The 24781-nt window shown below is 74.4% G+C and carries 26 protein-coding genes and 1 tRNA gene; 13 read left to right on the top strand and 14 right to left on the bottom strand.

Annotated features, from left to right (window positions below; genetic code table 11):
* Window positions 1-582 (bottom strand): histidine phosphatase family protein, encoded by a 582-nt coding sequence (locus DQ237_RS11355; protein ID WP_113800524.1) that lies wholly within the window; start codon window positions 580-582, stop codon window positions 1-3.
* Between the two features lie 58 nt (window positions 583-640).
* Here DQ237_RS11355 and DQ237_RS11350 point away from each other — a divergent pair, with 58 nt between their 5' ends.
* The 3 genes from DQ237_RS11350 to DQ237_RS11340 all read left to right on the top strand — a co-directional run bounded on the left by DQ237_RS11350 (window position 641) and on the right by DQ237_RS11340 (window position 3432).
* Entirely contained in the window at window positions 641-1495 is an 855-nt protein-coding gene (locus DQ237_RS11350) for an aldo/keto reductase (RefSeq protein WP_113800254.1), read from the top strand.
* Window positions 1496-1601: 106 nt separating this feature from the next.
* Window positions 1602-2756 carry an acyl-CoA dehydrogenase family protein gene (locus DQ237_RS11345; protein WP_113800253.1) on the top strand — a complete coding sequence of 385 codons (1155 nt, stop codon included), beginning with the start codon at window positions 1602-1604 and terminating at the stop codon, window positions 2754-2756.
* Window positions 2749-3432, top strand: coding sequence for a PaaI family thioesterase (locus DQ237_RS11340; protein ID WP_113800252.1), 684 nt, complete (start codon window positions 2749-2751; stop codon window positions 3430-3432). Before DQ237_RS11345 ends, DQ237_RS11340 begins: the two co-directional genes overlap by 8 nt.
* Before the next feature lie 4 nt (window positions 3433-3436).
* On the opposite strand, the gene DQ237_RS11335 is transcribed toward DQ237_RS11340, so the two are convergent.
* From DQ237_RS11335 to DQ237_RS11325, 3 genes are read right to left on the bottom strand one after another with little or no spacing between them, the layout of a single operon-like run.
* A complete protein-coding gene (locus tag DQ237_RS11335; protein ID WP_113800251.1) occupies window positions 3437-4555 on the bottom strand; it encodes an NAD-dependent epimerase/dehydratase family protein in 1119 nt (372 codons plus the stop codon).
* Between the two features lie 9 nt (window positions 4556-4564).
* Window positions 4565-5917 (bottom strand): MFS transporter, encoded by a 1353-nt coding sequence (locus DQ237_RS11330; RefSeq protein ID WP_113800250.1) that lies wholly within the window; start codon window positions 5915-5917, stop codon window positions 4565-4567.
* Window positions 5918-5944: 27 nt separating this feature from the next.
* On the bottom strand, window positions 5945-6772 hold the full coding sequence (locus DQ237_RS11325) for an alpha/beta fold hydrolase (RefSeq protein ID WP_113800249.1): 828 nt from the start codon (window positions 6770-6772) through the stop codon (window positions 5945-5947).
* An 81-nt stretch (window positions 6773-6853) separates the two neighbouring features.
* Here DQ237_RS11325 and idi point away from each other — a divergent pair, with 81 nt between their 5' ends.
* From idi to DQ237_RS11305, 4 genes are all read left to right on the top strand, one after another.
* On the top strand, window positions 6854-7393 hold the full coding sequence (gene idi, locus DQ237_RS11320) for an isopentenyl-diphosphate Delta-isomerase (protein WP_113800247.1): 540 nt from the start codon (window positions 6854-6856) through the stop codon (window positions 7391-7393).
* Window positions 7394-7494: 101 nt separating this feature from the next.
* Window positions 7495-8340 carry a polysaccharide deacetylase family protein gene (locus tag DQ237_RS11315; RefSeq protein WP_113800245.1) on the top strand — a complete coding sequence of 282 codons (846 nt, stop codon included), beginning with the start codon at window positions 7495-7497 and terminating at the stop codon, window positions 8338-8340.
* Window positions 8341-8429: 89 nt separating this feature from the next.
* Window positions 8430-9203, top strand: a complete 774-nt coding sequence (locus DQ237_RS11310) for an SDR family NAD(P)-dependent oxidoreductase (protein ID WP_113800243.1) — start codon at window positions 8430-8432, stop codon at window positions 9201-9203.
* Between the two features lie 4 nt (window positions 9204-9207).
* A complete protein-coding gene (locus tag DQ237_RS11305) occupies window positions 9208-9495 on the top strand; it encodes a hypothetical protein (protein WP_240619582.1) in 288 nt (95 codons plus the stop codon).
* Between the two features lie 3 nt (window positions 9496-9498).
* On the opposite strand, the gene DQ237_RS11300 is transcribed toward DQ237_RS11305, so the two are convergent.
* Genes DQ237_RS11300 through DQ237_RS11290 form a run of 3 tightly spaced genes read right to left on the bottom strand, consistent with a single transcriptional unit; the run spans window position 9499 to window position 13656 of the window.
* Window positions 9499-11862, bottom strand: a complete 2364-nt coding sequence (locus DQ237_RS11300; RefSeq protein WP_113800522.1) for a SpoIIE family protein phosphatase — start codon at window positions 11860-11862, stop codon at window positions 9499-9501.
* Window positions 11859-12497: a biliverdin-producing heme oxygenase gene (locus DQ237_RS11295; protein WP_113800521.1), complete on the bottom strand. Its 639-nt coding sequence runs from the start codon at window positions 12495-12497 to the stop codon at window positions 11859-11861. Before DQ237_RS11295 ends, DQ237_RS11300 begins: the two co-directional genes overlap by 4 nt.
* Before the next feature lie 28 nt (window positions 12498-12525).
* Entirely contained in the window at window positions 12526-13656 is a 1131-nt protein-coding gene (locus tag DQ237_RS11290; RefSeq protein ID WP_304557887.1) for a CdaR family transcriptional regulator, read from the bottom strand.
* A gap of 196 nt (window positions 13657-13852) precedes the next feature.
* Between DQ237_RS11290 and DQ237_RS11285 the strand changes: the two genes are divergently transcribed.
* Both DQ237_RS11285 and pruA read left to right on the top strand, forming a co-directional pair.
* Window positions 13853-14785, top strand: coding sequence for a proline dehydrogenase family protein (locus DQ237_RS11285; RefSeq protein ID WP_205730174.1), 933 nt, complete (start codon window positions 13853-13855; stop codon window positions 14783-14785).
* A gap of 14 nt (window positions 14786-14799) precedes the next feature.
* Complete coding sequence (gene pruA, locus DQ237_RS11280; protein WP_113800241.1) at window positions 14800-16425, top strand: L-glutamate gamma-semialdehyde dehydrogenase; 1626 nt, start codon at window positions 14800-14802, stop codon at window positions 16423-16425.
* Here the strand turns inward: pruA and DQ237_RS11275 are convergent.
* From DQ237_RS11275 to DQ237_RS11250, 6 genes are all read right to left on the bottom strand, one after another.
* On the bottom strand, window positions 16373-16918 hold the full coding sequence (locus DQ237_RS11275) for a gluconokinase (protein WP_113800518.1): 546 nt from the start codon (window positions 16916-16918) through the stop codon (window positions 16373-16375). The genes pruA and DQ237_RS11275 overlap by 53 nt on opposite strands.
* Window positions 16915-17457 carry a DUF488 family protein gene (locus tag DQ237_RS11270; RefSeq protein WP_113800239.1) on the bottom strand — a complete coding sequence of 181 codons (543 nt, stop codon included), beginning with the start codon at window positions 17455-17457 and terminating at the stop codon, window positions 16915-16917. The genes DQ237_RS11275 and DQ237_RS11270 overlap by 4 nt, the downstream gene beginning before the upstream one ends.
* Before the next feature lie 26 nt (window positions 17458-17483).
* Window positions 17484-17828, bottom strand: a complete 345-nt coding sequence (locus DQ237_RS11265) for a hypothetical protein (RefSeq protein ID WP_113800238.1) — start codon at window positions 17826-17828, stop codon at window positions 17484-17486.
* 46 nt (window positions 17829-17874) lie between these two features.
* A complete protein-coding gene (locus tag DQ237_RS11260) occupies window positions 17875-18693 on the bottom strand; it encodes an ABC transporter permease subunit (protein ID WP_113800236.1) in 819 nt (272 codons plus the stop codon).
* Window positions 18690-19616 carry an ABC transporter ATP-binding protein gene (locus DQ237_RS11255; protein WP_113800235.1) on the bottom strand — a complete coding sequence of 309 codons (927 nt, stop codon included), beginning with the start codon at window positions 19614-19616 and terminating at the stop codon, window positions 18690-18692. Before DQ237_RS11255 ends, DQ237_RS11260 begins: the two co-directional genes overlap by 4 nt.
* Before the next feature lie 110 nt (window positions 19617-19726).
* The gene (locus DQ237_RS11250; protein WP_113800233.1) at window positions 19727-20821 is read right to left on the bottom strand and encodes an NAD(P)-binding domain-containing protein; all 1095 of its coding nucleotides are present in this window, start codon (window positions 20819-20821) and stop codon (window positions 19727-19729) included.
* 151 nt (window positions 20822-20972) lie between these two features.
* On the opposite strand from DQ237_RS11250, the gene DQ237_RS11245 reads away from it, so the two are divergent.
* From DQ237_RS11245 to DQ237_RS11235, 3 genes are all read left to right on the top strand, one after another.
* Entirely contained in the window at window positions 20973-22295 is a 1323-nt protein-coding gene (locus DQ237_RS11245; RefSeq protein WP_166509586.1) for an ATP-grasp domain-containing protein, read from the top strand.
* A gap of 121 nt (window positions 22296-22416) precedes the next feature.
* The gene (locus tag DQ237_RS11240) at window positions 22417-22683 is read left to right on the top strand and encodes a hypothetical protein (protein ID WP_113800229.1); all 267 of its coding nucleotides are present in this window, start codon (window positions 22417-22419) and stop codon (window positions 22681-22683) included.
* 63 nt (window positions 22684-22746) lie between these two features.
* On the top strand, window positions 22747-23226 hold the full coding sequence (locus tag DQ237_RS11235; protein ID WP_113800227.1) for a DUF4396 domain-containing protein: 480 nt from the start codon (window positions 22747-22749) through the stop codon (window positions 23224-23226).
* 59 nt (window positions 23227-23285) lie between these two features.
* Here the strand turns inward: DQ237_RS11235 and DQ237_RS11230 are convergent.
* Window positions 23286-23361 (bottom strand) — tRNA-Lys (locus DQ237_RS11230).
* 182 nt (window positions 23362-23543) lie between these two features.
* Here DQ237_RS11230 and DQ237_RS11225 point away from each other — a divergent pair.
* Window positions 23544-24740, top strand: a complete 1197-nt coding sequence (locus DQ237_RS11225) for an Ig-like domain-containing protein (protein ID WP_240619581.1) — start codon at window positions 23544-23546, stop codon at window positions 24738-24740.
* Window positions 24741-24781: the final 41 nt, after the last annotated feature.

The raw sequence follows: 24781 nt of genomic DNA, 5'->3' as shown, positions 1-24781 counted from the left end.
TCAGCCCAGGGCCCAGCCGGTGAGGACGGGGCGGCCGTGCTCGTGGCCGAGCACGCCGTACCGGCCGGCGGGCAACGCGAACAGCGCGCCCGCCTCCGGCGCCAGACCGAGCCAGCGGGCGGTCAGCACGCGCAGCACGTGCCCGTGGGCCACCAGCGCGACGTCGCCGTCGTCCAGTCGGTCGCGGGCCCGGGCCAGCACGCGATCGACCCGGGCCCCGACGTCGGCCAGCGACTCGCCCGGCTCGTCGGCGTCGGCCGTCCCGTCCTGCCAGATCGACCACGCCCGGCCCAGCTCGTCGCTGATCTCCGCCGTCGTCCGTCCCTCGTAACCGCCGTAGTCCAGCTCCACCAGGTCGGGATCGACGTCGGTGGCGGTCAGTCCGGCGAGCTCCGCCGTCCGCTGAGCCCGCTGCAGCGGGCTGACCCGCACCTCGACGAACCGGCGCTCCGCCATCGCCGCGCGGAGCGTTCGGGCCTGGTCCTCGCCCTCGGGGAGCAGCGGGAGATCCGTCGTCCCGGTGTGCTGGCCGGTCCGGCTCCACTCGGTCTGCCCGTGCCGCAGCACCACCAGTTCGCCCATGCCCACATGGAACACGCCGGCGGGAACACCCGCGCGGGATCGTGCGCTGGCCATCGGCATGACCACCGCACAGATCAGCGACACGTTCAGCATCGGCGGGGACCTCCCCGTCCACCGGCTCGGCTACGGCGCCATGCAGCTGCCCGGCCCCGGCGTCTGGGGTGAGCCGGCCGACCGCGCCGCCGCCGTCCGCGTGGTGAAGGCCGCGATCGAGCAGGGCGTCGACTTCATCGACACCGCCGACTCCTACGGTCCGGAGGTCAGCGAGCAGATCATCGCCGAGGCGCTGCACCCGTACCCGGAGAACCTGGTCATCGCGACCAAGGCCGGCCTCACCCGCCAGGGCCCGGGCATCTGGACGCCGGTCGGCCGCCCGGCCTACCTCAAGCAGCAGGTGGAGCTGTCGCTGCGCCATCTCGAGGTCGACCGCATCGACCTGATCCAGCTGCACCGGATCGACGCCGAGGTCCCGCTGGCCGACCAGCTCGGCGCCTTCGCCGAGCTCAAGGAGCAGGGCAAGGTCCGGCACATCGGCGTCTCCGAGGTCTCGGTCGACGAGCTGAAGGCCGCCCGCGAGATCACCGAGATCGTCAGCGTGCAGAACCTCTACAACCTGACCAACCGGCAGAGCCAGGACGTCCTGGACTACGCCACCGCCGAGGGCATCGCCTTCATCCCGTGGTTCCCCATCGCCACCGGTGACCTGGCCTCGCCCGACAGCCCGGTCGCCGACATCGCGCGCGAGCTCGACGCCACGCCGTCGCAGGTGGCCCTGGCCTGGCTGCTGCAGAAGTCGCCGGTGATCCTGCCGATCCCGGGCACCAAGTCGGTCGACCACCTGACCGAGAACCTCGGGGCGGCGACGCTGACCCTGTCCGACGAGGACATGGCCCGCCTGGACGCCCTGGCCTGACCCCCACCAGGGCCACGACGGCCAGGTCGGCCCCGGAGCCGAGCGGCCGGGTCTCCTGACGGGGACCCGGCCGCGGTCGTCCGGTGGCGTACGCCACGATGTGCGCGTGGACGCCGAGGACTTCCGCCAGATCAAGGACGCCGTTCGCCAGCTGGTCCGCGAGTCGGTCGTGCCCCTCGAGGAGCAGATCGAGGACGAGGACCGCATCCCCGACGAGCTGCGCGCGCAGATCGCCGAGATGGGCCTGTTCGGCTACGCACTGCCCGAGGAGTACGGCGGGCTGGGCGTCACCATGGCCGAGGACGTCGAGCTCGCGATGGAGTTCGGCTACACGACGCCCGCCTTCCGCTCGCTGTTCGGCACCAACAACGGCATCTCCGGCCAGGTCATCGCCCGCTTCGGCAACGAGGCGCAGAAGCAGAAGTACCTGCCCGGCCTCTCGGCAGGTGACCTGATCGGCTCCTTCGCCCTCACCGAGGCCGAGGCCGGCTCGGACCCCTCCGCGCTGCGCACCTCCGCCCGCCGCGACGGCGACTCCTGGGTGGTCAACGGCAGCAAGCGCTACATCACCAACGCGCCCCTGGCCGACCTGTTCGTCGTCTTCGCCCGGACCAACCCGCGGGAGAAGGGCGGCCGCGGCATCTCCAGCTTCGTCGTCGAGACCTCGACGCCGGGGGTCACGGTCGGGCCCAAGGACAAGAAGATGGGCCAGTCCGGGGCCTGGACCGCCGAGGTGTACTTCGACGACGTGCGGGTGCCCGCCGAGGCGCTCATCGGCGAGGAGGGCCGCGGGTACTCCAAGGCGCTCACCGTGCTCTCCCGCGGGCGGCTGCACATCGCCGCCCTCTGCGTCGGCATGGCCCAGCGGGTGCTCGACGAGTCGGTCGCCTACGCCGCCACCGCCAAGCAGGGCGGGGCGCCGATCGGCCGCTTCCAGCTCGTGCAGGCGATGCTCGCCGACATGCACGCCGAACTGGTCGCCGGGCGCAGCATGGTGCGCGACGTCGCCGCCCGCTACGACACCGGCGAGGACACCTCGGTCGGGCCCTCGTCGGCCAAGCTGTTCTGCACCGAGATGGTGGGCCGTGCGGTCGACAAGGCGGTGCAGGTGCACGGCGGCATGGGCTACCTGCGGACGACGCCGGTCGAGCGCTTCTACCGCGACGCCCGGCTCTACCGGCTCTACGAGGGCACCAGCGAGGTGCAGCGCGTGATCATCGGCGGCGCGCTGCTGCGCGAGGCGGGCATGCCCCGTGCGTGAGCTGAGCGCCGAGGAGCGTGCGGTCCGCCGGGACGCCGTCGGGGAGCTCGGGGAGGCGCTGCGCGAACTGGTCGACGCCGCTGTCCGCACCGAGGTGCCGCTGGACCGGCTGGCGGAGGCCACGGCAGCCGCCCGGGAGCTGACCGCGCTGCTGTCGACCGAGCTGCGCGAGGTGCACGAGATCGCCTCCGTCGACGACCCGGAGAGCGGCCAGCGCTGGTACAGCCCCGTCTACGGGCCCGGCAGCCCGGTCGCCCCGCCCATGGTCGTGGAGGACTTCCCGACCGAGGGCCGGTGCGTCGGCCACGTCACGGTCGGCAAGAAGCTCGAGGGGCCGCCCGGACTGGTCCACGGCGGGGTCGTGGCCACCCTGCTCGACCACGTGCTCGCCCGGTCGGCGCGAGGCGCCGGGCACGGTGGGCTGACCGCCGTCCTGACCGTCACCTTCCGCCGGCCGGTGCAGCTGGGCGTCCCGCTGGTGGTCACCGGGCAGCTGGTCTCGGTCGAGGGCCGGCGGGCCACCGCGACCGCCCGCCTGGTCGCCGAGGACGACCCGGACACCACCCTCGCCGAGGGCGAGGCGACCCTCGTCGCCCTGCGGGCAGAACGGGCCGGTGAGGTCTTCGCGAAGACCGGCCGCGCCGTGGCCGCCTGGACGGCGAAGTCCACCGACTGAGCCGCTAGTTGGCGCGGGGGCCCGGGGCGTTGGCCGGGTCGCCGGCGGGATCGAGCGCCGGGCCGCCGGCGGGTCGCAGCAGCGCGCCGGGTGCGCCCACGCCGTTCCCGAGCGCACGGACGAACTGCCGCAGCACGTCGTCGCCGCGGTGGAAGGGCGCCCAGTCCAGGAGCTTGCGAGCCCGGCTGGTGTCCAGCGCCGGTACCTGGGTGCCGAGGTCCAGCCACCCCGGCTCGGTCGGCACCACGTGGGCGGCGTGCGCGGCGGCCAGACCGGCGCGCAGGGCGAACGCCGGGGTGGGCACCCGGACCGTGCCGAGGGCCTTCGCCAGTGCATCGGCGTCCATCAGCGGCTCGGCCGCCAGGTTGAACGGTCCGGGAGCGCGCCGGTCGACCATCCGCTCGATCGCGTCGGCGACGTCGTCGGCGTGCACGAAGGAGATCGCCAGCGACGGCAGGGGGAGGGGCAGCATCCTGGCAACCGCGCCGGGCAGCATCCGCGCCGCACCGAACAGCAGCGGCCCCAGGAAGTAGCGCCCGATCGCACTGCTGGCCTGCGGCTGCAGCACGAGGGTCGGGCGGACGACGGTCACGGTGGTGTCCCGGTGGCGGTCGAACACCTGCCGGACCACCCGCTCGGCCGCGGACTTGTCGCGGCTGTACTGCGAGCTCGGGATGCCGGTGGTGGGCCAGTCCTCGGTCACCCGGTTCCCGCGGGCGCCGGCGGCGTAGGCACCGATCGAGCTCATGAGCACGAAGTGCTCCACCCCCGCCGCCGCGGCCGCGCGGGCCACCCGGCGGGTTCCCTCGACGTTGATCTCGTGGAGGAGGTCGGGGTTCCGCCCCGGCTGGAGCGCCCACGCCAGGTGCACGACGACGTCGGCGCCGGCCACGAACTCCGCCAGCTCCCGCTCGCTCGCCGCCTCGCCGAGATCGGCCAGGTGCCAGCGGACGCCCTCGTAGGGGGCGATCGACGGCGGCCGGCGGCGGGCCAGGCCGCGGACCTCGGCCGGCCCGCCCGGACCGGCGGTCAGCCGCCGCAGCAGGGCGGTGCCGACGTTGCCGCTGGCGCCGGTGACGGCGACCGTCGTGCCGGCGAGGTGCCCTGGGGAGAAGTTCGGCATGCCCTGCCGCTACCCGGCGCTCCCCGCACCAACCGGAGCGTCGGCCGTCACGGAGTCCAGCGCCCGGCCGCGGAGCTCGGGCAGCCCGACCGCGGCCAGCGAGCCGAGCACGAAGAAGGCGGCGAAGGTGCCGAAGACCAGTCCGGTGCCCCCGGCGTCGAGCAGCGGCGGGACGCACAGCGGCGCGGCGATCGACGCCAGCCGGCCGAACCCGGCGGCGGCGCCGGCGCCCGTCGCGCGCAGCGCGGTCGGGTACACCTCCGGTGTCACCGCGTAGAGCGCGCCCCAGGCGCCGAGGTTGAAGAACGACAGCACCATGCCGGTGACCAGCACCGCGCCGTCGCCGGCGGCGGCCGCGAACAGCCCGGCACCGAGGGCGGAGCCCAGCAGGAAGGTGATCAGGGTGGGGCGCCGTCCCCACCGCTCGATGAGGAGAGCGGCCGCGGCGTAGCCCGGCAGCTGGGCGAGGGTGATGACCAGCGTGTACCCGAAGGACTTGACCAGGGAGAAGCCGTCGTTGAACAGCAGCGTCGGCAGCCAGATGAACGCGCCGTAGTAGGCGAAGTTGATGCTGAACCAGACCAGCCAGAGCGCCACCGTGCGGCCGCGCACGCCGCCGGCCCACAGCGCCCGCGGCCCCGGGGAGGGGACCGGCCGGGCCGGCGGGGAGTCCACCGGCGCCACCCCGGCCGCCGACTCGAAGCGGCGCACCGCGGCCTCCGCCTCCTCCGTCCGGCCCCGCGTCTCCAGGAACCGCACCGACTCCGGCAGCCCCCGGCGGACCACGACGGCGTACAGGGCCGGCGCCGCGCCCAGCGCCAGCGCCCAGCGCCACCCGTCGTCGCTGCCCGGCACGACGACGTAGCCGATGACCGCCGAGAGCGTCCAGCCCACCGCCCAGAACGCCTCGAGCAGCACCACCATCCGCCCGCGGATGCGCGACGGGGCGAACTCGCTCACCAGCGTGGAGGCCACCGGCAGCTCGGCGCCCAGCCCCAGCCCGATGAGGAAGCGGAACACCAGCAGCGCGGCGACCGACCACGACAGCGCGGCCGCGCCCGTGGCCAGCCCGAAGATCAGCAGGGTGACGGCGAAGACCTGGCGGCGGCCGAACCGGTCGGCGAGCAGCCCGCCGAGCGTCGCGCCCAGGGCCATGCCGGCGAACCCGATCGAGCCGATCCACGACAGCTCGGTGGGGGAGAGCCCCCACTGCCCGGCCAGCGCGGCCATCACGAAGGAGATCAGCCCCACGTCCATCGCGTCCAGCGCCCAGCCCACGCCGGAGCCGACGACCAGCCGGCCGTGCTCGCGGGTGTAGGGCAGCCGGTCGAGGCGCTCGGCGCGGGTCAGCGGCGACGTCATGCGCGGCAGTCTCCCAATCCGGCCCGATCAGGCGCGCACGTGGGCGGTGACCAGCTCGGCGGTGCGCTCGGCGGCCAGCTCCGGGATCCAGTGGGTCACGCCGTCGAGCACCTCCAGCCGGTAGAAGGCGTCGACGAAGCGCTCGGTGTCCTCGGTGGCCTTCCGGCCGAGGAACGCGTCCCCGGTGCTCCACAGGTGCAGCGTCGGCACGGTCACCTTCCCGACCGGGTCGCGGCCGCTCCACGGGAGTGCCCGGTACCAGCCGAGGGCGGACGACAGCGCGCCCGGCTCCTGCATCTTCCGCACGTAGCGGTCGACGGCGTCCTCCGGCAGCCCGCCGTGCTCCAGCATCCGGCGCAGCGCCGCGCCGTTCCCGGCCAGGAGCAGCCGCTCGGGCACGAGGGGCAGCTGGAAGAGCCCCATGTAGTACGAGCGCAGCGCCTGGTCGCTGGTCACCATGGCCCGCGCCATCGCGCCCGGGTGCGGCACCGAGATGGCGGTGAGGGTGCGCACCCGGTCGGGGTGCCAGGCACCCAGCGCCCAGGCCACGATGCCGCCCCAGTCGTGGCCCACGACGTGCGCGGACTCCAGCCCGGCCGCGTCGAGGAGGGCCAGCACGTCGGCCGTCGTCTCCCGGAGCCGGTAGTGCTGCCGGCCGCGGGGGCGGGCCATGGGGGAGTAGCCGCGCTGGTCGGGCGCCAGCGTGCGCAGGCCGTGCTGGTGCAGTGCCGGCGCGACCCGGTCCCAGGCGGTCGAGTCCTGCGGGAAGCCGTGCAGGAGGACGACGGGCTCGCCGTCGGTCGGTCCGGCGTCGCGCACGTCGAAGGTCAGGCCGTCTCGGCGGAAGCTGTCCACCCGGGAACTGTGCCCCCGACCGCCGCCCGGCGCACGGGGACCGCATCGGCACACGCGCCGTCGATCGGGGACGATGGGCGGGTGACTGCCTCCCCCGTCGAGCTGATCGTGCTCGTGGACGACGCCGGCACCGCCATCGGCACGATGCCCAAGCCGGAGGTGCACCACGGGGAGACGCCGCTGCACCGCGCCTTCTCCGCCTACCTGTTCGACGACGAGGGGCGCCTGCTGGTCACCCGCCGCGCCGAGGACAAGGCGACCTTCCCCGGCATGTGGACCAACACGGTGTGCGGCCACCCCGGCCCGGACGAGGACGACGGGGCCGCGATCGCGCGCCGGGCGGGCTTCGAGCTGGGCCTCCAGGTGACCGACATCCGTCCGGCGCTGCCCGGCTACCGCTACCGCGCGGAGTTCCGGGGTGTCGTCGAGAACGAGATCTGCCCGGTGTACGTCGGCCGCTTCACCGGCTCGCCCGCTCCGGAGCCCTCCGAGGTCGGGGAGTGGGAGCTGCTGGACTGGCCGGCCTTCCGGCGTCGGCAGGAGACCGAGGGCGACGCCTGGTCGCCCTGGTGCCGGGAGCAGGCGCGGCTGATCGAGGAAGCGGGTCTGCACCACCGCTGACGGTCACGGTCCGCGGTCGCCTGCTCGCGGTACGAACCGGTCCGGCGCGTCGGCCCGTCCCTTCCCCGGGTCCCCGCGACCGGCTGGCTAGCTTCCGGCACATGGACCGACGACGGTTCCTGCTGGCGCTGGCCGCCGGTCTGGCAGGCACGGCAGTGGCCCGCGGTGGCGCGGGTCTGGGGGACGCCGTCACCCCGCCCGCCGCGGCCCCGCCACCAGCGCCCCCCGCGCCGCTGCAGGCGATCGCCCCGCGTGGCGTCCCCGGCGTCGTCCCCCTCCCACCCCCGGTCGGCGTGGTCGACACGATCCCGGGCGAGGGCGCCTCGTTGGCCCTCACCATCGACGACGGCACCAGCACCGAGGTGGTGGCTGCCTTCGCCCGGTTCGCGCAGGACAGCGGCGTGCGGATGACGTTCTTCCCCAACGGCCGGTACGCCTCGTGGCAGGACAACGCGCCGCTGCTGCGCCCGCTCGTCGAGTCCGGGCAGGTGGCGCTGGGCAACCACACCTGGTCCCACCCCGACCTCACCACCCTCGGTGACCAGGAGGTGGCCGAGGAGATCCGGCGCAACCAGGAGTTCCTGCGCACCACGTTCGGCGTGCGCGACACCCCCTTCCTCCGCCCGCCCTTCGGCGCGCACGACGAGCGCACCGACCGGATCGCCGCCGATCTGGGCCACCCGACCATCGCGCTCTGGGACGGGACCCTGGAGGACTTCCGGGTGCTGACGCCCGAGGAGGTGGTCGCGGCGGCACGGCGGTGGTTCAACCCGCAGACCATCGTCGTCGGTCACGCCAACCACCCCGCGGTGACGACGGTGTACGGAGCCCTCCTGGAGCTGATCGCCGAGCGCGGCCTGCGCACCGTCACCCTCGCCGACGTCTGGGCCACACCGGGCCAGCGGGTGCGCGGGGCGGCGGCCTCAGGACGGGTGGCCACCGGCTAGCGACCCGCCCGCCCCGACCTGCGCGGACCTCCGACGTCGGAGAGGCTGTCGGGGAACCGCACGCGCACGGACACGGAGGAGCTCGCCGGATGGACACGCCGCTGAAGGGCCGGGTCGCACTCGTCACGGGTGGGGCCAGCGGACTGGGCCGGGCCACCGCGCTGTCGCTGGCCGAGGCCGGCGCGCACGTGGTCGTCGCCGACATCGACGCGGCGGGCAGCGAGGAGACCCTCGGGCAGGTGACCTCGGCCGGGGGCTCCGGCGAGGTCGTCGCCCTCGACGTGACCGACGACGCCGCCCGGCGCACGGTGGTCGAGCAGCTGTTCGACCGGCACGGCGACGCCTTCGACGTGCTGGTCAACGTCGCTGGCATCGACCGGCCCGGCTACATCACCGACATCGACCTCGCCGACTACCAGAAGGTCATGGCGGTCAACTGCGAGGGCCCGGTCTTCCTCACCAGCGAGTTCATGAAGCGGGTGCAGCACCTGCCCGAGGGGCGGACGGCCGACGTCGTGCACGTCGTCTCGCTCTCCGCGATCACCTCGGGCAGCGGTGCGATCGCCTACAACGGTTCCAAGGCCGGCTTCCTCAACGCCACCAGGTGCATCCAGCGCGAGCTGCGGGAGAAGGCGGTGCGTCTCGAGGACGGCAGCGAGCGGCCGTTCCCCTGCCGGGTGCAGAGCGTCATCCCCGCGGCCATGGACACCCCGATGATGGAGCAGTGGGGCATCCCGGGGCACCTGATGATGCCGCCGTCGGCAGTGGCCGACGCCATCCGGACGCTCCTGACCCTGCAGCCGGCGGCGTTCGTCCCCGAGATGCAGATCGTGCCCCGGCTCGAGCCGAACTTCCCCCGCTGACCCCGTGAGGAACGCTCGCGTCAACGCCGCCGACGACCCCACCCCGGACACGGCGATGGCCTCGGGGTCCGACGCCGGATCACCCGGCGGGCACCTCGGGCCGGGTGACCTCGCACCGGACGAGGAACGGCTGCTGGCCGCCCTCGAGCGGGACGCCGGCTCCCGGACGGCGTCCGTGGAGGACACCGCCGCGCTCGTCCGCGCCGCCCAGGACGAAGCCCCCCTGCCCGCCCGGGGTGGACCGCAGGACGACGGGCTCGCGCCCCGGTTCACCGCTCCCGGGGACGCCTGAGGCTCAGCGCTCCTGCGGGCGCAGCCGGACGGCCACGAGCGCGACGTCGTCCTCCCCGCCGTCGGGGAGCAGCCGACCGATGAGCTGGTCGCACATCTCCTCCACGGGCCGGCTGCGGAGCTCGGCCAGGGCCTCGGCGAGCAGCTCCACGCCGTCGTCGAAGACCTGGTCGCGCCGCTCGACGAGCCCGTCGGTGTAGAGCAGGAGGGTGGAGCCGCGCTCGATCTCCACCTCGTGCTCGGTGCGGGCGACCGAGGGGTCGACGCCGAGCAGCAGTCCCGGCCGCGCGGAGTCCAGCAGCCGCTGCGTGCCGTCGGGGCCGACCACCAGCGGCGGCAGGTGACCGGCGTTGGCCCAGCGCAGCCGGGTCACGCCACGGGCCCGCTCCTCGGCGGTCTGCTCCAGTCGCCCGACCAGCACGGTCGCCATCGCGCCCAGGTCCAGCCCCTCGATGGCGGCGTCGAGGCGGGACAGCACGCTGGCCGGCCCGTTGCCGTTGTCGTAGGCGATGCCCCGCAGCAGCCCGCGCAGCTGGGCCATCGTCGCCGCCGCCTGGGTGTCGTGGCCGACGACGTCGCCGATGACGAGCATCGTGGAACCGTCCGGCTGGCGGAAGACGTCGTACCAGTCGCCGCCGACCTGCGCCTCGCGGGTGGCCGGCACGTAGCGCACGCCGACGTCGAGGTGGTCGGGCTCCGGAGGATCGGACAGCAGGCTGCGCTGCAGCGTCTCCGCGGCCCGCACGATGCTGCGGGAGCGGGCGTACAGCGCCTCGAGCAGGTGGGTGCGCAGCTCGGTGGCCTCACCGACCTCCTGGGGCGTCCATGCCTCGGAGCGCCCCCGGACGGTCTCCCGCCACCGGTCGAAGGACTTGCGCGGGCTGAGGCGGATCTCGTCGCCCTCCCGCTCGGCGATGGCCTTGTTGTGCGGGTCTCCGCCCCAGTCGATGTGCCGGACGGCCTCACCGCGGAACCAGAGCACGTACTGCCCCTCGGGCAGCGGCAGCACGAGGGCGCCGCAGACGAGCTCGGTGGGGACGGTGAGGTGCGGCGCGTCGGCGCCGAGCGACTCGGTGGCGACCACGTCGTCCCCCCGGGACGCGGCCCAGGCCGCGACGGCGTCGGCCAGCGACTGCGGGAGCGCGGCGCCGGCTGCACCGCGCTGCTCCTGCAGGTTGACGACGACGCCGTCGGCGGCGAGCACGTCGAGCAGGGAGGGGCTGCCCAGCACCGTCTCGGTCAGCGTCCGGTCCTCGTCGAGGGTGGCCGCGGTCAGCCAGGCGAGGGTGGACCGGACCCGCAGGGCGCGCTGGACCTCCTCCTCCGCCGCCCGGTCGGTCAGCCGCAGCGACAGCGTCGAACCGAGGAACTCCGCGGCTGCCCGGGTGGCGTAGGGCGGGGCGTGCGGGCCGTCGTAGTGGTGGCAGGCGATGAGGCCCCACAGCTTGTCGTCGCGCAGCAGCGAGATCGACATCGAGGCCCGCACACCCATGTTGTGCAGGTACTCGACGTGGATCGGCGAGACGCTGCGCAGCGTCGAGTACGTGAGGTCCAGGGGGCGACCGGTGACCGGGTGGTCGACCGGGTGGATCGGCACCGGCGTGTAGCCCACGTCGGAGATGAGCCGGATCCAGTTCTTCTCGTACAGCGCGCGGGCCTGGGCGGGGATGTCCGAGGCCGGGTAGTGCAGGCCGAGGAAGGAGTTGAGGTCCTCGCGCCTGGCCTCGGCCACGACCTCGCCGTTGTAGTCGGCGTCGTAGCGGTACACCATCACCCGGTCGAAGCCGGTGAGCGTCCGCACCGCCCGGGCGGTGATGTCGTAGAGCTGGGACAGCGACGAGGCGCGGTTCAGCTCGGCGATCGTGCCGCGGACCGCCTGGTAGGTGTTCGGGAAGGAGAACGGCCGCGGACCGCGGGCCGGTTCCAGCTCCACCACCAGGCTGGAGATCGGCAGCTCCCGGGTCGCCACCGGGCCGTCGCCCGCCTCGGCCGTTCCACGCTCGACCACGGCCCGGTGCAGCAGCGCATCGACCGGCACCGGCTCACCGCCGACGTCCAGCGTGATCTCGACGGGGTTGCGCTCGCGGAGGTCGCCGAAGGCGCTGGCCGAGCGGATCACCGCGCCGGCCGCCGCGACACCCAGGACCTCCGGGAGCGGGCGGCCGATCGCGGTCTGCCAGTCCACCCCGGTGAGGTCCGCGAGGTTCTCCGACACCTGCTGCACGACCCAGTCGGGGTCGCTCACGACGATCAGCACACCCCGCGGCTGGATGCTGCCGGGGATGTGGATGGGCTCGCGCTCGCAGTTGGACAGGTCGACCGGTGCGCCGGGTGCCAGGAACTCGACCTCCCGGTCGACGTCGGTCACGCCGGGACCTCGTGGGGCCGGGCGGTCGGCGCGCACCGGTCGGCGAGGGTGGCGAAGGTGTCGCGGGCGGCCGCCACGATGCGGTCGACGTCCCCGCCGGCGGCGACGTGGGCCCGCGTGGCCCGGCGGAAGGCCGCCCACATCGCCCCGGTGTCGGCGCCGTAGGGGGAGAAGGCGCGGAGACGGACCCCGGCGAGCGCGGGCAGCGTGGCCAGGTGCCGGTCGATGAACGTGCCGCCCAGGGTCGAGCCCTCCAGCACGTAGAGCCGGCCCAGCGCCTCGTCGGTACCCGCGACGTCCGGCAGCTCCGGGAGGTCGGGGACGGCCTCGGAACCCAGCGTCCGCAGGTCCTGCGCGAACAGGTCGGCGCGCCGGCGCCGCGTCCAGTCGAGCGCGTCGGCGGCCTCGGGGGAGCGGGCGGCCCAGGCGTCCAGGCCGCGCTCGGCGGCCACCCAGAAGGCGTGCATGGCCGCCAGCGCCGAGGCCAGCCGCGCGCGGTCGAGCTGCGGGTCCAGCAGGTCCAGCGCCTTCTCGACGGCGTCGTGCTCGGCCGCCGTCCCGGTGCGCAGCAACCGCAGGACGTCGTCGCTGCCGCTGCGGTCGTCCTGGTGCGCTGTCATGTCGTCCGCAGCCATCGCCACGAGCGTAGGTGACCGCCTCGGGTCAGGGGTGGTCGAGTCGGCCGAGCCGCGCCGCCCGGAGCGCGACGTGCAGCAGCAGCCGGTCGTCGCCGTCGGCGAGGTCCAGGCCGGTGAGCGCGGTGATGCGGCCGAGCCGGTAGTAGAGCGTCTGGCGGTGCACGCGCAGGGCCTCGGCCGTCCGCGCCGCGCTACCGGCGAGGTCGAGGAAGGTCTCGGCGGTGGCGGTCAGCACCGGGTCCGTGAGCAGCGGCAGGACCGCGGGGTCGGGCCCGTCCAGCTCCGTGACCGCCCGCCAGGCACCCAGCTCGGCCCAGTGCGCGACGGGGGCGAAGCGGTCGACGACCCCGGCCACGCGCGCCGCGGCGCGGGCCTCCCGCCACTGGGCGGCCAGCTCGGCGGTGCCCCGGCGGACGGCCGAGACGCCGGCCGCGCTCCCCGGCGGGAGGGCGGCCAGCGAGGCCGCGGTGAGCGCGCCGGCGGGGCGCAGGTCGTCGGTGGAGGGCAGCGGCACGAGCACGGCGACCTGACCGTCGTCCAGCACGGTCGCGACCGCCCCGGCGGCGGGGAGCCGCCAGTCCGGCGCCGCCGCGCCGCCGCCGGGGGCGAGCGCCACCAGCACCTGCGCGCCGTCCCCGGAGAGCCGGTCGGCCAGCCGGCGGGCGGCCTGGTCGCGGGCCGCGGGCCGGCCGGTGAGCGCGTCGGCCAGCGTCCGCCGCTGGTCGTCCTCGGGCCGCCCGGCCAGCAGGACGCCCGCGGACGCGGCGAGGTCCATGGCGCGGGCGAGGGCCGGGTCGCCGTCGTCGTCGGGGTCGATCCGGCCGCCGTCGAGCAGCCACAGGTAGCCGCGGGTACGCCCGTCGTGCCGGACCGGCAGCACCAGGCGGGTGAGGATGCCGGCGTCCGGATCGGCCGGGGTGCGCAGCGGGCGCGTCGCGCCGGCGATGCCGAAGTCCTCGAACCAGCGGCGGGTCTCCGGGGCTGAACCGCGGGTGAGGATCGACCGGGTGCGGACGGCGTCCATCGGATCGGCGCCGCTGTCGTCGTGGGCGCAGAAGGCCAGCAACGTGAAGGCGGCGTCCTCCAGCGTCGCGGGCGCGGCCAGCACCCGGGACACCTCGTCGACCAGTTCCTGCAGGTCGTCCCGCACCGTCACCCCCTCCGACAGTTAGTGCACGAAACGCCCGGGCGGATAGTGCACGAAACGCCCGGGCGATTAGTGCACGAAACGTCCGGGCGTTCTTACAGGTGTATGAGAACAGACGGCGGAACTCCGGACATCCGTCCCTGGCCCGGAGGGGTGGGGCTGCCTACCGTTCGGGGTGACCGCGCCCGCGTCCGGAGGAGTTCCCGTGGTGTTGCAGAAGGCCCTGCTCTCGGCCTCGCGCCGGCCCGGGCTCCGTGCCCTCGTCACCCGCACCCCGGCCACCCGGCGGGTGGTCGACCGGTTCGTGCCGGGCGAGACCCTGGACGACGCGTTCGGCGCCGTGCGGGCGCTCTCTGCCCAGGGGATCGGCGTCACGCTCGACCACCTGGGCGAGGACGTCACCGACCGGGCGCAGGCGGTGCGCACCCGCGACGCCTACCTCGCGCTGCTGGAGGGTCTCGCCCCGCTCGCGCTCGGCCCGGCCGCGGAGGTGTCGGTCAAGCTGTCGGCCTTCGGCCAGGCGCTGCCCGACGGCGGGCACGACGTCGCCCTGCAGCTGGTCCGCCCCGTGGTCGAGGCCGCCGCCGCGATCGGCACCACGGTCACCCTCGACATGGAGGACTCCCGCACGGTCGACTCGACGCTCGCCGCGGTCGCCGAGCTGCGCAAGGAGCACCCCGGCACCGGGGCCGTGCTGCAGGCGATGCTGCACCGCACCGAGGACGACGCCAAGGCGCTCGCGGTCACCGGGTCACGCATCCGCCTGGTCAAGGGGGCCTACGACGAGCCGGCCTCGGTCGCCCACCGGAGCAAGAAGGACGTCGACGCCGCCTACCTGCGCTGCCTCGAGCTGCTCATGGCCGGCCCCGGCTACCCGATGGTCGGCTCGCACGACCCGGCGATCGTCACCCGCGCGCACGAGCTCGCCGCCCAGAACTCCCGCGACGCCGGCAGCTGGGAGGTGCAGATGCTCTACGGCATCCGCCCCGACGAGCAGCGCCGGCTGGCCGCAGCCGGCACCACGTTGCGGGCCTACGTCCCCTACGGCGCCGACTGGTACGGCTACTTCATGCGCCGGCTGGCCGAGCGTCCGGCCAACGTGGGCTTCTTCCTGCGCTCCCTCGCCACCCGAAGCTGAATCGAGGACTTCCCATGGACGCCATCACCCAGGTCCCGGCTCCCCGCAACGAGCCGGTCCTCACCTACGCCCCGGGCAGCCCGGAGCGCGACGAGCTGCAGCGGCGCCTGGCCACGCTCGCCGGCGAGCGGCTCGAGCTGACCAGCACCATCGGCGGCGCGCAGCGCATGGCCTCCGGCGAGGAGTTCGAGGTCGTGCAGCCGCACCGGCACGCCGCCGTCCTCGGCACCTCCGCGCACGCGACCCACGGCGACGCGCAGGACGCGATCCGCTGCGCCAAGGAGGCCGCGCCCGGCTGGTCCGACCTCTCCTCCGACGACCGGGCGGCCGTCTTCCTCCGCGCCGCCGACCTGCTGGCCGGACCGTGGCGCCAGACCCTCAACGCCGCGACGATGCTCGGCCAGAGCAAGACCGCCCAGCAGGCCGAGATCGACAGCGCCTGCGAGCTGATCGACTTCTGGCGCTACAACGTGCACTTCGCCCGGGAGATCCTGGCCGAGCAGCCCGAGTCCTCGCCCGGGGTCTGGAACCGCACCGATCACCGGCCGCTCGAGGGCTTCGTCTACGCCATCACCCCGTTCAACTTCACCGCGATCGCCGGCAACCTGCCCACCGCGCCCGCGCTCATGGGGAACACCGTCGTCTGGAAGCCCGCGCCCACCCAGCAGTTCGCCGCGCACTTCCTGATGCGGCTGCTGGAGGAGGCGGGACTCCCGCCGGGCGTCATCAACCTGGTCACCGGCGACGGCATCGCCGTCTCGGAGGTGGCCCTGGCCGACCGTGACCTCGCCGGCATCCACTTCACCGGGTCCACGCCGGTCTTCCAGCACCTGTGGCGCACGGTCGGGGAGAACATCGCGGGCTACCGCGGCTACCCGCGGATCGTCGGCGAGACCGGTGGCAAGGACTTCGTCGTCGCCCACCCCTCGGCCGACGTCGACGTGCTGCGCACCGCACTGGTCCGCGGTGCCTTCGAGTACCAGGGGCAGAAGTGCTCGGCGGCGTCGCGCGCCTACGTGCCCCGCTCGGTATGGGCCCGCCTGAAGGACGACCTCGTCGCGACCACGGAGTCGCTTCCGATGGGCGACGTCACCGACTTCTCGAACTTCCTGGGCGCGGTCATCGACCGGAAGTCGTTCTCCAAGCTGTCCGGTGTCCTGGACCGGGTGGACGCCGACCCGTCGCTGTCGATCGTCGCCGGCGGGCAGGCCGACGACAGCGAGGGCTTCTTCGTGCGGCCCACGATCATCGAGGGCACCGACCCCGGCCACGAGGTGTTCACGACCGAGTACTTCGGGCCGGTGCTCGCGGTGCACGTGTACGACGACGCCGAGTACGACGCGGTGCTGACCCAGATGGAGTCGGTGGCGCCGTACGCGCTCACCGGCGCGGTCATCGCCCAGGACCGGACGGCGATCGCGCACGCGCAGAAGTTCCTGCGGCACGCGGCAGGCAACTTCTACGTCAACGACAAGCCGACCGGCGCCGTGGTCGGGCAGCAGCCCTTCGGGGGTGGCCGGGCCTCCGGCACGAACGACAAGGCCGGCGCCAAGCAGAACCTCATGCGCTGGACGAGCAGCCGCTCGATCAAGGAGACGTTCGCGCCCCCGACGGACCACCGCTACCCGCACATGGGCTGAGCACCGCGACGAGGGCGTCCACCACCGCGCCGGCCTCCCGGTCGGCGCGCACGGTGACGCCAGGCTCGTCGTCGGCCAGGGGTTCCAGCGTCGCCAGCTGGCTGCCCAGCAGCGACCCCGGCATGAAGTGGCCGGTGCGGGCGGCCAGCCGGCCGGCCAGTACGCCGTCGGGCACGACGAGGTGGGCGAACCACACCGAGGGGTGCCCGGCGCGCAGCACGTCGCGGTAGCGCCGGCGCAGCGCCGAGCAGGTGAGGACGGCGGACCGCCCCGCGTGCTCCTGCTCCCCGATCCAGCCGGCCAGGGCCGCGAGCCAGGGCGCCCGGTCGTCGTCGTCCAGCGGGACGCCGGCGCGCATCTCCGCCACGTTGGCCGGTGGATGGTGCTCGTCGCCCTCGGTGAACGCCCAGCCCAGCCGTTGGGCCACCAGGCGCGCCACCGTCGTCTTCCCGGAGCCGGAGACCCCGGTGACGACGACGGTGCGGGTGGTCATGCCGTGCGCTCCGCACCGGCCGGCCACCGCAGCAGCCCGTCGTCGGCGAGCACCGCGCCCTCGGACGGCCGGTGCGCGGTCAGGCGGCCGTCGGGCATGAGGTGGTGCACCGGGGTGGCCCGGGACAGCACGGCGACGTCGGCGACCAGCCGTCGGTGGCAGCGCCACCACACGCTCTCGCTGCACATCACCGCCACCGTGCGGCGGTCGGCCTCGCGCAGCACCTCGTCGAGGGCCGTGGCGAACTCCGGCGTCCGGGTGTGGGCGGCGTACGCGGCGAACTGGGCGACGGTCCACCAGTCGTCGACCACCGGGGTGCCCGCGGGGAGCGCGCGCCGGCCACCGAGGCGCTCCTCCCACCGGTAGCCGATCCCGGCGGCCGGGAGCCACTCCTCGAGCGCCTCGCGCCGGACGTCGGGGTTGTTGCGGCTGCCGGGGAACCGGCGCACGTCGACCAGGAGCTGCACCCCGGCGGCGTCGAGGCGCGCGGCGAGACGGTCGCGGTCCTCGGGCCCGTGGCCCACGGTCAGCAGCGGCACGACCCCTCTCTACCCCCGCGCGGACGTCACGGCAGCCGGGCGACGGCGGCCTGCAGCGAGCGGATGAAGAGGATCTCCTCGCCGCTCCGGCGCAGCCAGGTGCGCAGGCCCTCGGGGTCGTCCCGGTTGGCGTCGCGCAGCTGGCCGAGCTTCAGCTGACGGGTGCTGGCCTGCGCGCGCTGGGCGGTGGGCAGCACCCGTCCTTCGGCGCGGGCGATCCCGGTGAGCCCGGCGCCGACGAACACCAGGTCGCGGACGTCGGTCAACCCGGCGAGGAGCTCGTCGACGGCGGCGTCGTCGTCCTCCGACAGGTGCTCGAGCAGCTTCTCGGCGCGGCGGCGGCCCTCGGCCGCGGGGTCCTGCGTGGTCACGGCACCACTGTGCCCCGGCCGGGGCGGCCGGGGCGCAGCGGGGTGCTCAGGCGTCCCGACGGCGGAACACCAGGTAGCCGGCGAGCAGGACGGTGGCGACCTCGGCGCAGAAGACGCCGAACCCGACCCACGGCTCCAGGAGGTTCGGGTTGAACGACACCGGGGTGGCCACCGGGGAGCCCGCGTTGCCCGGCATCAGCTTGCCGATCCACTCGCCCCACGCGCCGGGCAGCAGGAACACCATGGTGCCGACGACGAAGACCAGTGCCAGCACGATCGACAGCACCGCGGCGGTGTGCCTGACCAGCAGCCCGACGGCGGCGGCCAGCAGCCCCAGCCCGGCCATGTAGAGGCCGCTGCCGAGCATCGAGCGCAGCACGCCCTCGTCGGAGAGCTCCAGCCCGACGCCGACCCGGTCGAGGAAGAAGTTCCCGCCGAAGTACCCGGCGAACGCCGTCACCGTGCCGGCGACGAACAGCGTGCCGGTGAGGACGACGGCCTTGGCGGCCAGCACCGCTCCGCGGCTCGGGGTGGCGGCGAGCGTCGCGCGGATCATCCCGGTGCCGTACTCGGAGGTGACCGCCAGCGTGCCCAGCACGATGGCGGTGACCTGGGCGAACATCAGCCCCCAGGTCACGAACGAGCCCGGCGACTCGTCGGCCTCGCCGGAGGCCAGCCAGTCCGCGCTGGTGGCGCAGACGAGGGTGGTGAGGCCGGCGCCGAGGGCGAGCATGGCCACGACCGACCAGGCGGTCGAGCGCACCGACCAGAACTTGATCCACTCGGCGTGCAGCGTCCGGCGGAAGCCGGGGCGGGGGAGGCCCGGCACGTGCCGGTTCGGGTCGAGGGCGACCGTGTCGGTCATCGGGGAGCTCCGGCGGTGATGGGGGTGGACGTCGCGTACTCGACGCTGGACGCGGTGAGGGTCATGAAGGCGTCCTCCAGCGAGGAGGAGACCAGGGTCAGCTCGTGCAGCAGCAGCCCGGCGCGGCCGACCAGCTCGCCGACCGCCGCCGCGTCCCGGCCCGTCACCCGCAGCTCGTCGTCGACCGGGGTCACGTCGAGGCCCTCGCGGCGCAGGAGCTCCGCGGTCTCGCTGCGCTGCGGGGTGCGCACCCGCACGTAGGAGGCGGCGTGCTCGGCGATGAACTGCGACATCGAGCAGTCGGCGAGCACGCGGCCACGGCCGATCACCACGAGGTGCTCGGCGGTCAGCGCCATCTCGCTCATGAGGTGGCTGGAGAGGAAGACCGTGCGGCCCTGCTCGGCGAGGGTGCGGGCCAGGGTGCGCACCCAGCGGATGCCCTCGGGGTCCAGGCCGTTGACCGGCTCGTCGAGGACGACGACGGGCGGGTCGCCGAGCAGGGCGACGGCGATGCCGAGGCGCTGGCCCATGCCGAGGGAGAACTTGCCGACGCGCTGGCCGGCGACGTCGCTGAGCCCCACCTGGTCGAGCACCTCGTCCACCCGGCGCGCGGGGAGGGCGTTGCTGGCGGCGAGCCAGCGGAGGTGGTCACGGGCGGAGCGCCCCGGGTGCAGGGCCCGCGCCTCCAGCAGCGCGCCGACCTCGCGCAGCGGCGCGGGGGAGTCGGCGTAGCGGCGCCCGTTCACCGTGACGCTGCCGGCGGTGGGGCGGTCGAGGCCGAGGATCATGCGCATCGTCGTCGACTTGCCGGCGCCGTTCGGCCCGAGGAAGCCGGTGACCCGGCCGGGGCTGACGGTGAAGGAGACGCCGTCGACGGCGGTGCGGGCGCCGTACTTCTTGGTGAGGCCGCGGGCGGTGATCACGACGGGTCCGCGGGGATGGGTTGCGAGGTCATGGCCTCGACCCTGTCGGCCGCAGGGCGCCGGAACCATCGGGGAGCGCCCTGATCGGACCCTGAACCGTCCCCCAGGGCTCAGGCGCTGCGAGGCAGGGGAGCACCCGGGCGCAGCTCGCGGCGCAGCGCCCGGGCGGCGGCCTGCCCGGCCCGGTTGGCGCCGATGGTGCTGGCCGAGGGGCCGTAGCCGACGAGGTGCACCCGCGGCTCCCCGACGACCTGGGTGCCCTCCAGCCGGAACCCGCGGCCGGGCTCGCGCAGGTGCAGCGGGGCCAGGTGGCCCACCTCCGCTCGGAACCCGGTGGCCCACAGGATGACGTCGGCGGCGACGAACCGGCCGTCCGCCCAGCGCACGCCGTCGGGGGTGATCCGGTCGAACATCGGCAGCCGCTCGAGGACGCCGCGGTCGAGCCCGTCGCGGATGCAGGGCGTGGAGACCAGCAGTCCGGTGAGCCCGACGACGCTGCCCGGCCGGCGGCCCTCGCGCACGGCCGCCTCCACCTGCGCGACCACCTCGCGGCCGGCGTCCTCGTCGAAGACCGCCTCGCGCCAGACGGGTGGACGGCGGGTGACCCAGGTCGTGCTGGTGACCCGCGAGATCTCCCCGAGCAGCTGGGTGGCCGAGGCGCCACCGCCGACGACCACGACGTGCTGCCCGCGGAACTCCTCGGGGGAGCGGTAGTCCACGGTGTGCAGCTGCCGCCCGCGGAACAGCTCCTGACCCGAATAGCGCGGGACGAACGGGCGGGTCCACGTCCCCGTCGCGTTCACGAGGCCGCGCGCCGTCCAGTCGCCGCGGTCGGTCTCGACGCGGAACCGGCCGTCCCCGATCCGCCGGACCGCCGTCACGCGCACCGGGCGGACGACCGGCAGGTCGAACTCCCGTTCGTAGGCGGCGAAGTAGGCAGGTACCGACTCGACGGCGGGAGCGCGGTCGTCCTCCGGCGCGAACGGCAGCCCCGGCAGGTCGTGCACGCGGTGCGTGGCTCCGAGGGTGAGCGTCGCCCAGCGGTGCTGCCACGCGCCGCCCGGGGCGGACTCGCCGTCGAGGACGACGAAGCCGTCGCCGCGCTCGAAACCCTGCCGGGCCAGGGCCCAGGCCGTGGAGAGCCCGGCCTGCCCGGCGCCGACCACCACGACGTCGACGTCGCGGGGTTCCGGCGTGCTGGTCACGTCGTGGGCAACCCTGAGCCGGCCTGCGGACTTCCCCTCCGGGCTGCGCGTTCGCTCTTTCGTGACTCAGGGCGAGCACATGCCTTCCCCATGAAACCAACCGACCGGTATGGTTCGCCCAACTTTCTGGACGAGTGGGGGAGCAGAGCCCATGACGGGGTCGACGGCAGCCGGGCCCAGCGTCCCCCGGGCGCGCGCGGAGAGCGACCGCTGGTTCGTCGCCGTGGAGCTGCCCTGCCGGTCGTCCGCCCGGTGCCCGACCCTGGCCGCAGGGGAGCGGCTGCTCGTGCCGGGGGTCGCCCAGCTGGAGCACGCGCGGGCGCGCGGGATGCGGATCGCGGTCGCGACGCGCGAGCGTGCCTCCTACGGCACGGACGTCGACTGGCTGGTCGACCGATGGGTGGAGTGCGAGACGCGCGACGCGGCCGCCGTCGTCAACGGCCTGGCCGGTCTGGACGGGCCGGTCGCCGCGGTCACGAGCACTGTGGACGGATTCCTCGGCTCCGCGGCAGGGGCGGCCCGGGCGCTCGGGCTGCCCGGGCCCACCCCCGGTTCGCCTGCCCTCGCCGAGGACGAGGCGGTTCTCCGTGCGGCCGTGGCTGCCGCGGGGGTCGCCGTCGCCCCGGGGGTGGTGGTGTCCGCCACCGACCCCGCCCTGACGGCGGCCGTCGGGTACCCCTGCGTCGTCTCCCCGGTCGACGGTGGCCGCCGGTGGGACGTGGCGCTGGTCTCCGACGACCGCGAGCTGCGCGCGGTCGCGGCCCGCCATGCCGGTCGCCGCACGTACGGCCGCGGGGTCGAACCCCGCCGGCGGCTGCTCGTGGAGCAGTACGTCCACGGTCCCCGCTTCGCCGCGGACGGCGTCGTCGTCGCCGGCCGGCCGGTGGTCCTGGCCTGGTCGGAGCAGGTGATGACCGCCCCTCCGGAGTGGTCGGAGCTGGCGACGACAGCGGTGCGGCAGCCGCCGGTTCGCCAGGCCCCCGACTTCGTGTGCGCCGTCCTGGCGGCGGCCGGGCTCGACGCAGGGCCGTTCCACCTGGAGTTCGTGCTCGGTCCGGCCGGCCCGGTGTTCGCCGGGCTGCAGGCGCGACCGGCCGACCCCGGTGCGCAGCTGTGCGTCGACCAGGTCAGTGGCCTGGACTCGGCGGCCCTCGCGGTGGCGGCGCTCCTCGGCGAGGCGCTCCCCCGTCCGGAGGGAGCGCCGGTGGCCGCCTGCGCCCGGATGCACCTCCTCTGCCACACCGGGGGGCGGGTGCGCGCCATCTCCGGCGTGCGGGAGGTGGCGGCGATCCCGGGCCTGCTGGTGGCCGAGGCCTTCACCGATGTCGGTGACGAGGTGGAGCCGCCGGGCTCGCCGGAGGCGTTCCTGGGGCAGGTCCTCGCGGCCGGTTCCTCGCCGGAGCAGGCACGGCGCCGGGTGGCGTACGCGCTGGAGGGTGTGCACGTCGACGTCGAGGTGCTGCAGACCGTCTGACCCGTGCCGGCTGGCACCATCGCAGCCGGCCCCGGTGCGGGTCGCCGGGGGGCGGGGGAGTCGGGTGAGCAGGCACGGTCCGCGTCGAGGTCCGGCCCGACAACGTGTCCTCTGGTGGATCGTGGCCGGGAAGGAGATCGCTCCCGACGAGCTGCCCGCGGCGGTCCGGATCGCCGGCGAGGTCGCCGGTCGCCTGCGGGAGGGCCTGGTCATGGGCGTCACGTTCCTCGTGCTGCTGGCGGCCTACCTGCCGCGTTTCCTACCGCCCGACGACCTCTTCTCCTGGAGTCTCCTGGGCGGCGCCGTGCTGGCGGTGGCGATCTACGCCTACGGGTTGCTGGCGGCACTCCGGGCGCGCAGCTGGCTCCGGCGCCACGGGCCGGCCTGAGCCGCCCTCTTGCGCCATGTACCCCCTGGGGGTATATGTGAGATGTCGCGAGAGGAGACCGACATGACGACACGCTCCGGGCACGACCAGCACCACGAGCACACGGCGACCGTCGGCTGGGCCATGGCGGCTCAGGCGACGCTGCACTGCCTGACCGGGTGCGCCATCGGCGAGGTGCTGGGCATGGTCATCGGCACGGCGGTGGGGTTGCACGACCTGGCCACGGTCGTGCTGTCGATCGCGCTGGCCTTCGTCTTCGGCTACGCGCTCACCATGCGAGGGGTGCTGCGTGCCGGCCTGCCGCTGCGGCAGGCGCTCGGCGTCGCGCTGGCCGCGGACACCGTCTCCATCGCGGTCATGGAGGTCGTCGACAACGCGGCGATGCTGGTCATCCCGGGAGCGATGGACGCCGGGCTGCGCAGCGGGTTGTTCTGGGGTGCGCTGGCGGGCTCCCTGGCGCTGGCCTTCGTGCTCACGCTGCCGGTCAACCGCTGGCTGATGAGCCGTGGCCGCGGGCACGCCGTGGTGCACGCCCACCACTGACCGGGGACGAGAACGACGAAGCGGCCCCGTCCCGAGGACGGAGCCGCTTCGTTGGAACCTGGTGCGCCATCAGGGACTCGAACCCCGAACCCGCTGATTAAGAGTCAGCTGCTCTGCCAATTGAGCTAATGGCGCGGTGCTCCGGGCTGGCCGGAGCAACGAGAGAGAACCATACCAGCGCCCGGCGGCTGGGATGACAGGTGGCCAGGGAGGGCTTCGCCACACGTGGCAGCCACCACGATGTCGTCCGTACGTGGACACTGGTGAGGACGTGCTCGCCCCGGACGGGGTGGGCGGGGGACGAGGAGTAGGTGCAGGTGCGACGGACAGCCGCCATGATCGCCGCGGGGACGCTGGTCCTCCTGGCCGGGTGCACGGGCGACGACAGCGGCTCGTCCGGCGGCCCGAAGGCCGACGCGACCCCGGCGACCGTCGAGCTCGCCGTCGCCGACGGCTCCGCCGACGTCTCCCCGGTCGTGCCGCTGGAGATCTCGGTCGACGGGGGTGAGCTGGAGAAGGTCACCGTCACCGACGCGGACGGTGCAGCGGTTCCCGGCGCCGTCGGTCCGGCTCCGCAGGCGGAGTCCGACGGCGGTGACGCGGCAACCCAGGTGTGGACGCCGGAGACCCCGCTCGCCTACGGCACCACCTACACCCTCACCGCCGTCGCCACCAACGACGAGGACGACGACACCACCGAGAAGTCGACGTTCACGACCGTCACACCGCAGAGCGTGAGCACGCCGTCGATCGGCCCGCTCGACGGCATGACCGTCGGCGTCGGCATGCCGATCCGCGTGTACTTCGACGAGCCAGTGGCCGACAAGGCCGCCGTCGAGAGCCACCTGAAGGTGACCACCTCCACCCCCACCGACGGCGTGTGGAGCTGGCTGAACGACTCCGAGGTGCACTTCCGCCCGTCGCAGTACTGGCCGGCGAACACCGACATCACGCTCGACGCCGACCTCTACGGCGTGGACTTCGGCGACGGCGTCTGGGGCGAGAAGAACCGCTCGGTCAGCTTCTCCATCGGCGAGCGGCACGTGTCCATCGCCGATGCCGCCACGCACACGATGGAGGTCTACGACGGCGACCAGCTCGTCCAGAGCTACCCGATGAGCGCCGGCAGCGAGGAGAACCCGAGCCGCAACGGGCCGCACGTGGTGACCGAGTCCCACCGCGACATCACGATGGACTCGAGCACCTTCGGCCTGGCCGTCGACGCCCCGGGTGGCTACCGGACCGACGTGGAGTACGCCGTCCGCATCTCCAACAACGGCGAGTTCGTGCACGCCGCGCCCTGGTCGGTGGGGCAGCAGGGCCGGGCGAACGTGTCGCACGGCTGCATCAACCTCTCGACCGACCGGGCGGCCTGGTTCTTCGACTTCTCCCAGCCGGGAGACGTCGTGGAGATCAAGAACTCGATCGGGCCGACCCTCTCCGCCGCCGACGGCGACATCTACGACTGGGCCATCCCGTGGGACGAGTGGCAGGCCGGCAGCGCGCTCAAGTGATCACGAGCCCCTCGGCGGCGTTTCCTCGGATGTGACCCCGG

The sequence above is a fragment of the Blastococcus sp. TF02-8 genome (genome assembly GCF_003319175.1).
Taxonomy (GTDB): Bacteria; Actinomycetota; Actinomycetes; order Mycobacteriales; family Geodermatophilaceae; genus Blastococcus.
Note: the sequence above shows the minus strand (reverse complement) of the source record. Positions and strands in the feature narration are given on the sequence as shown.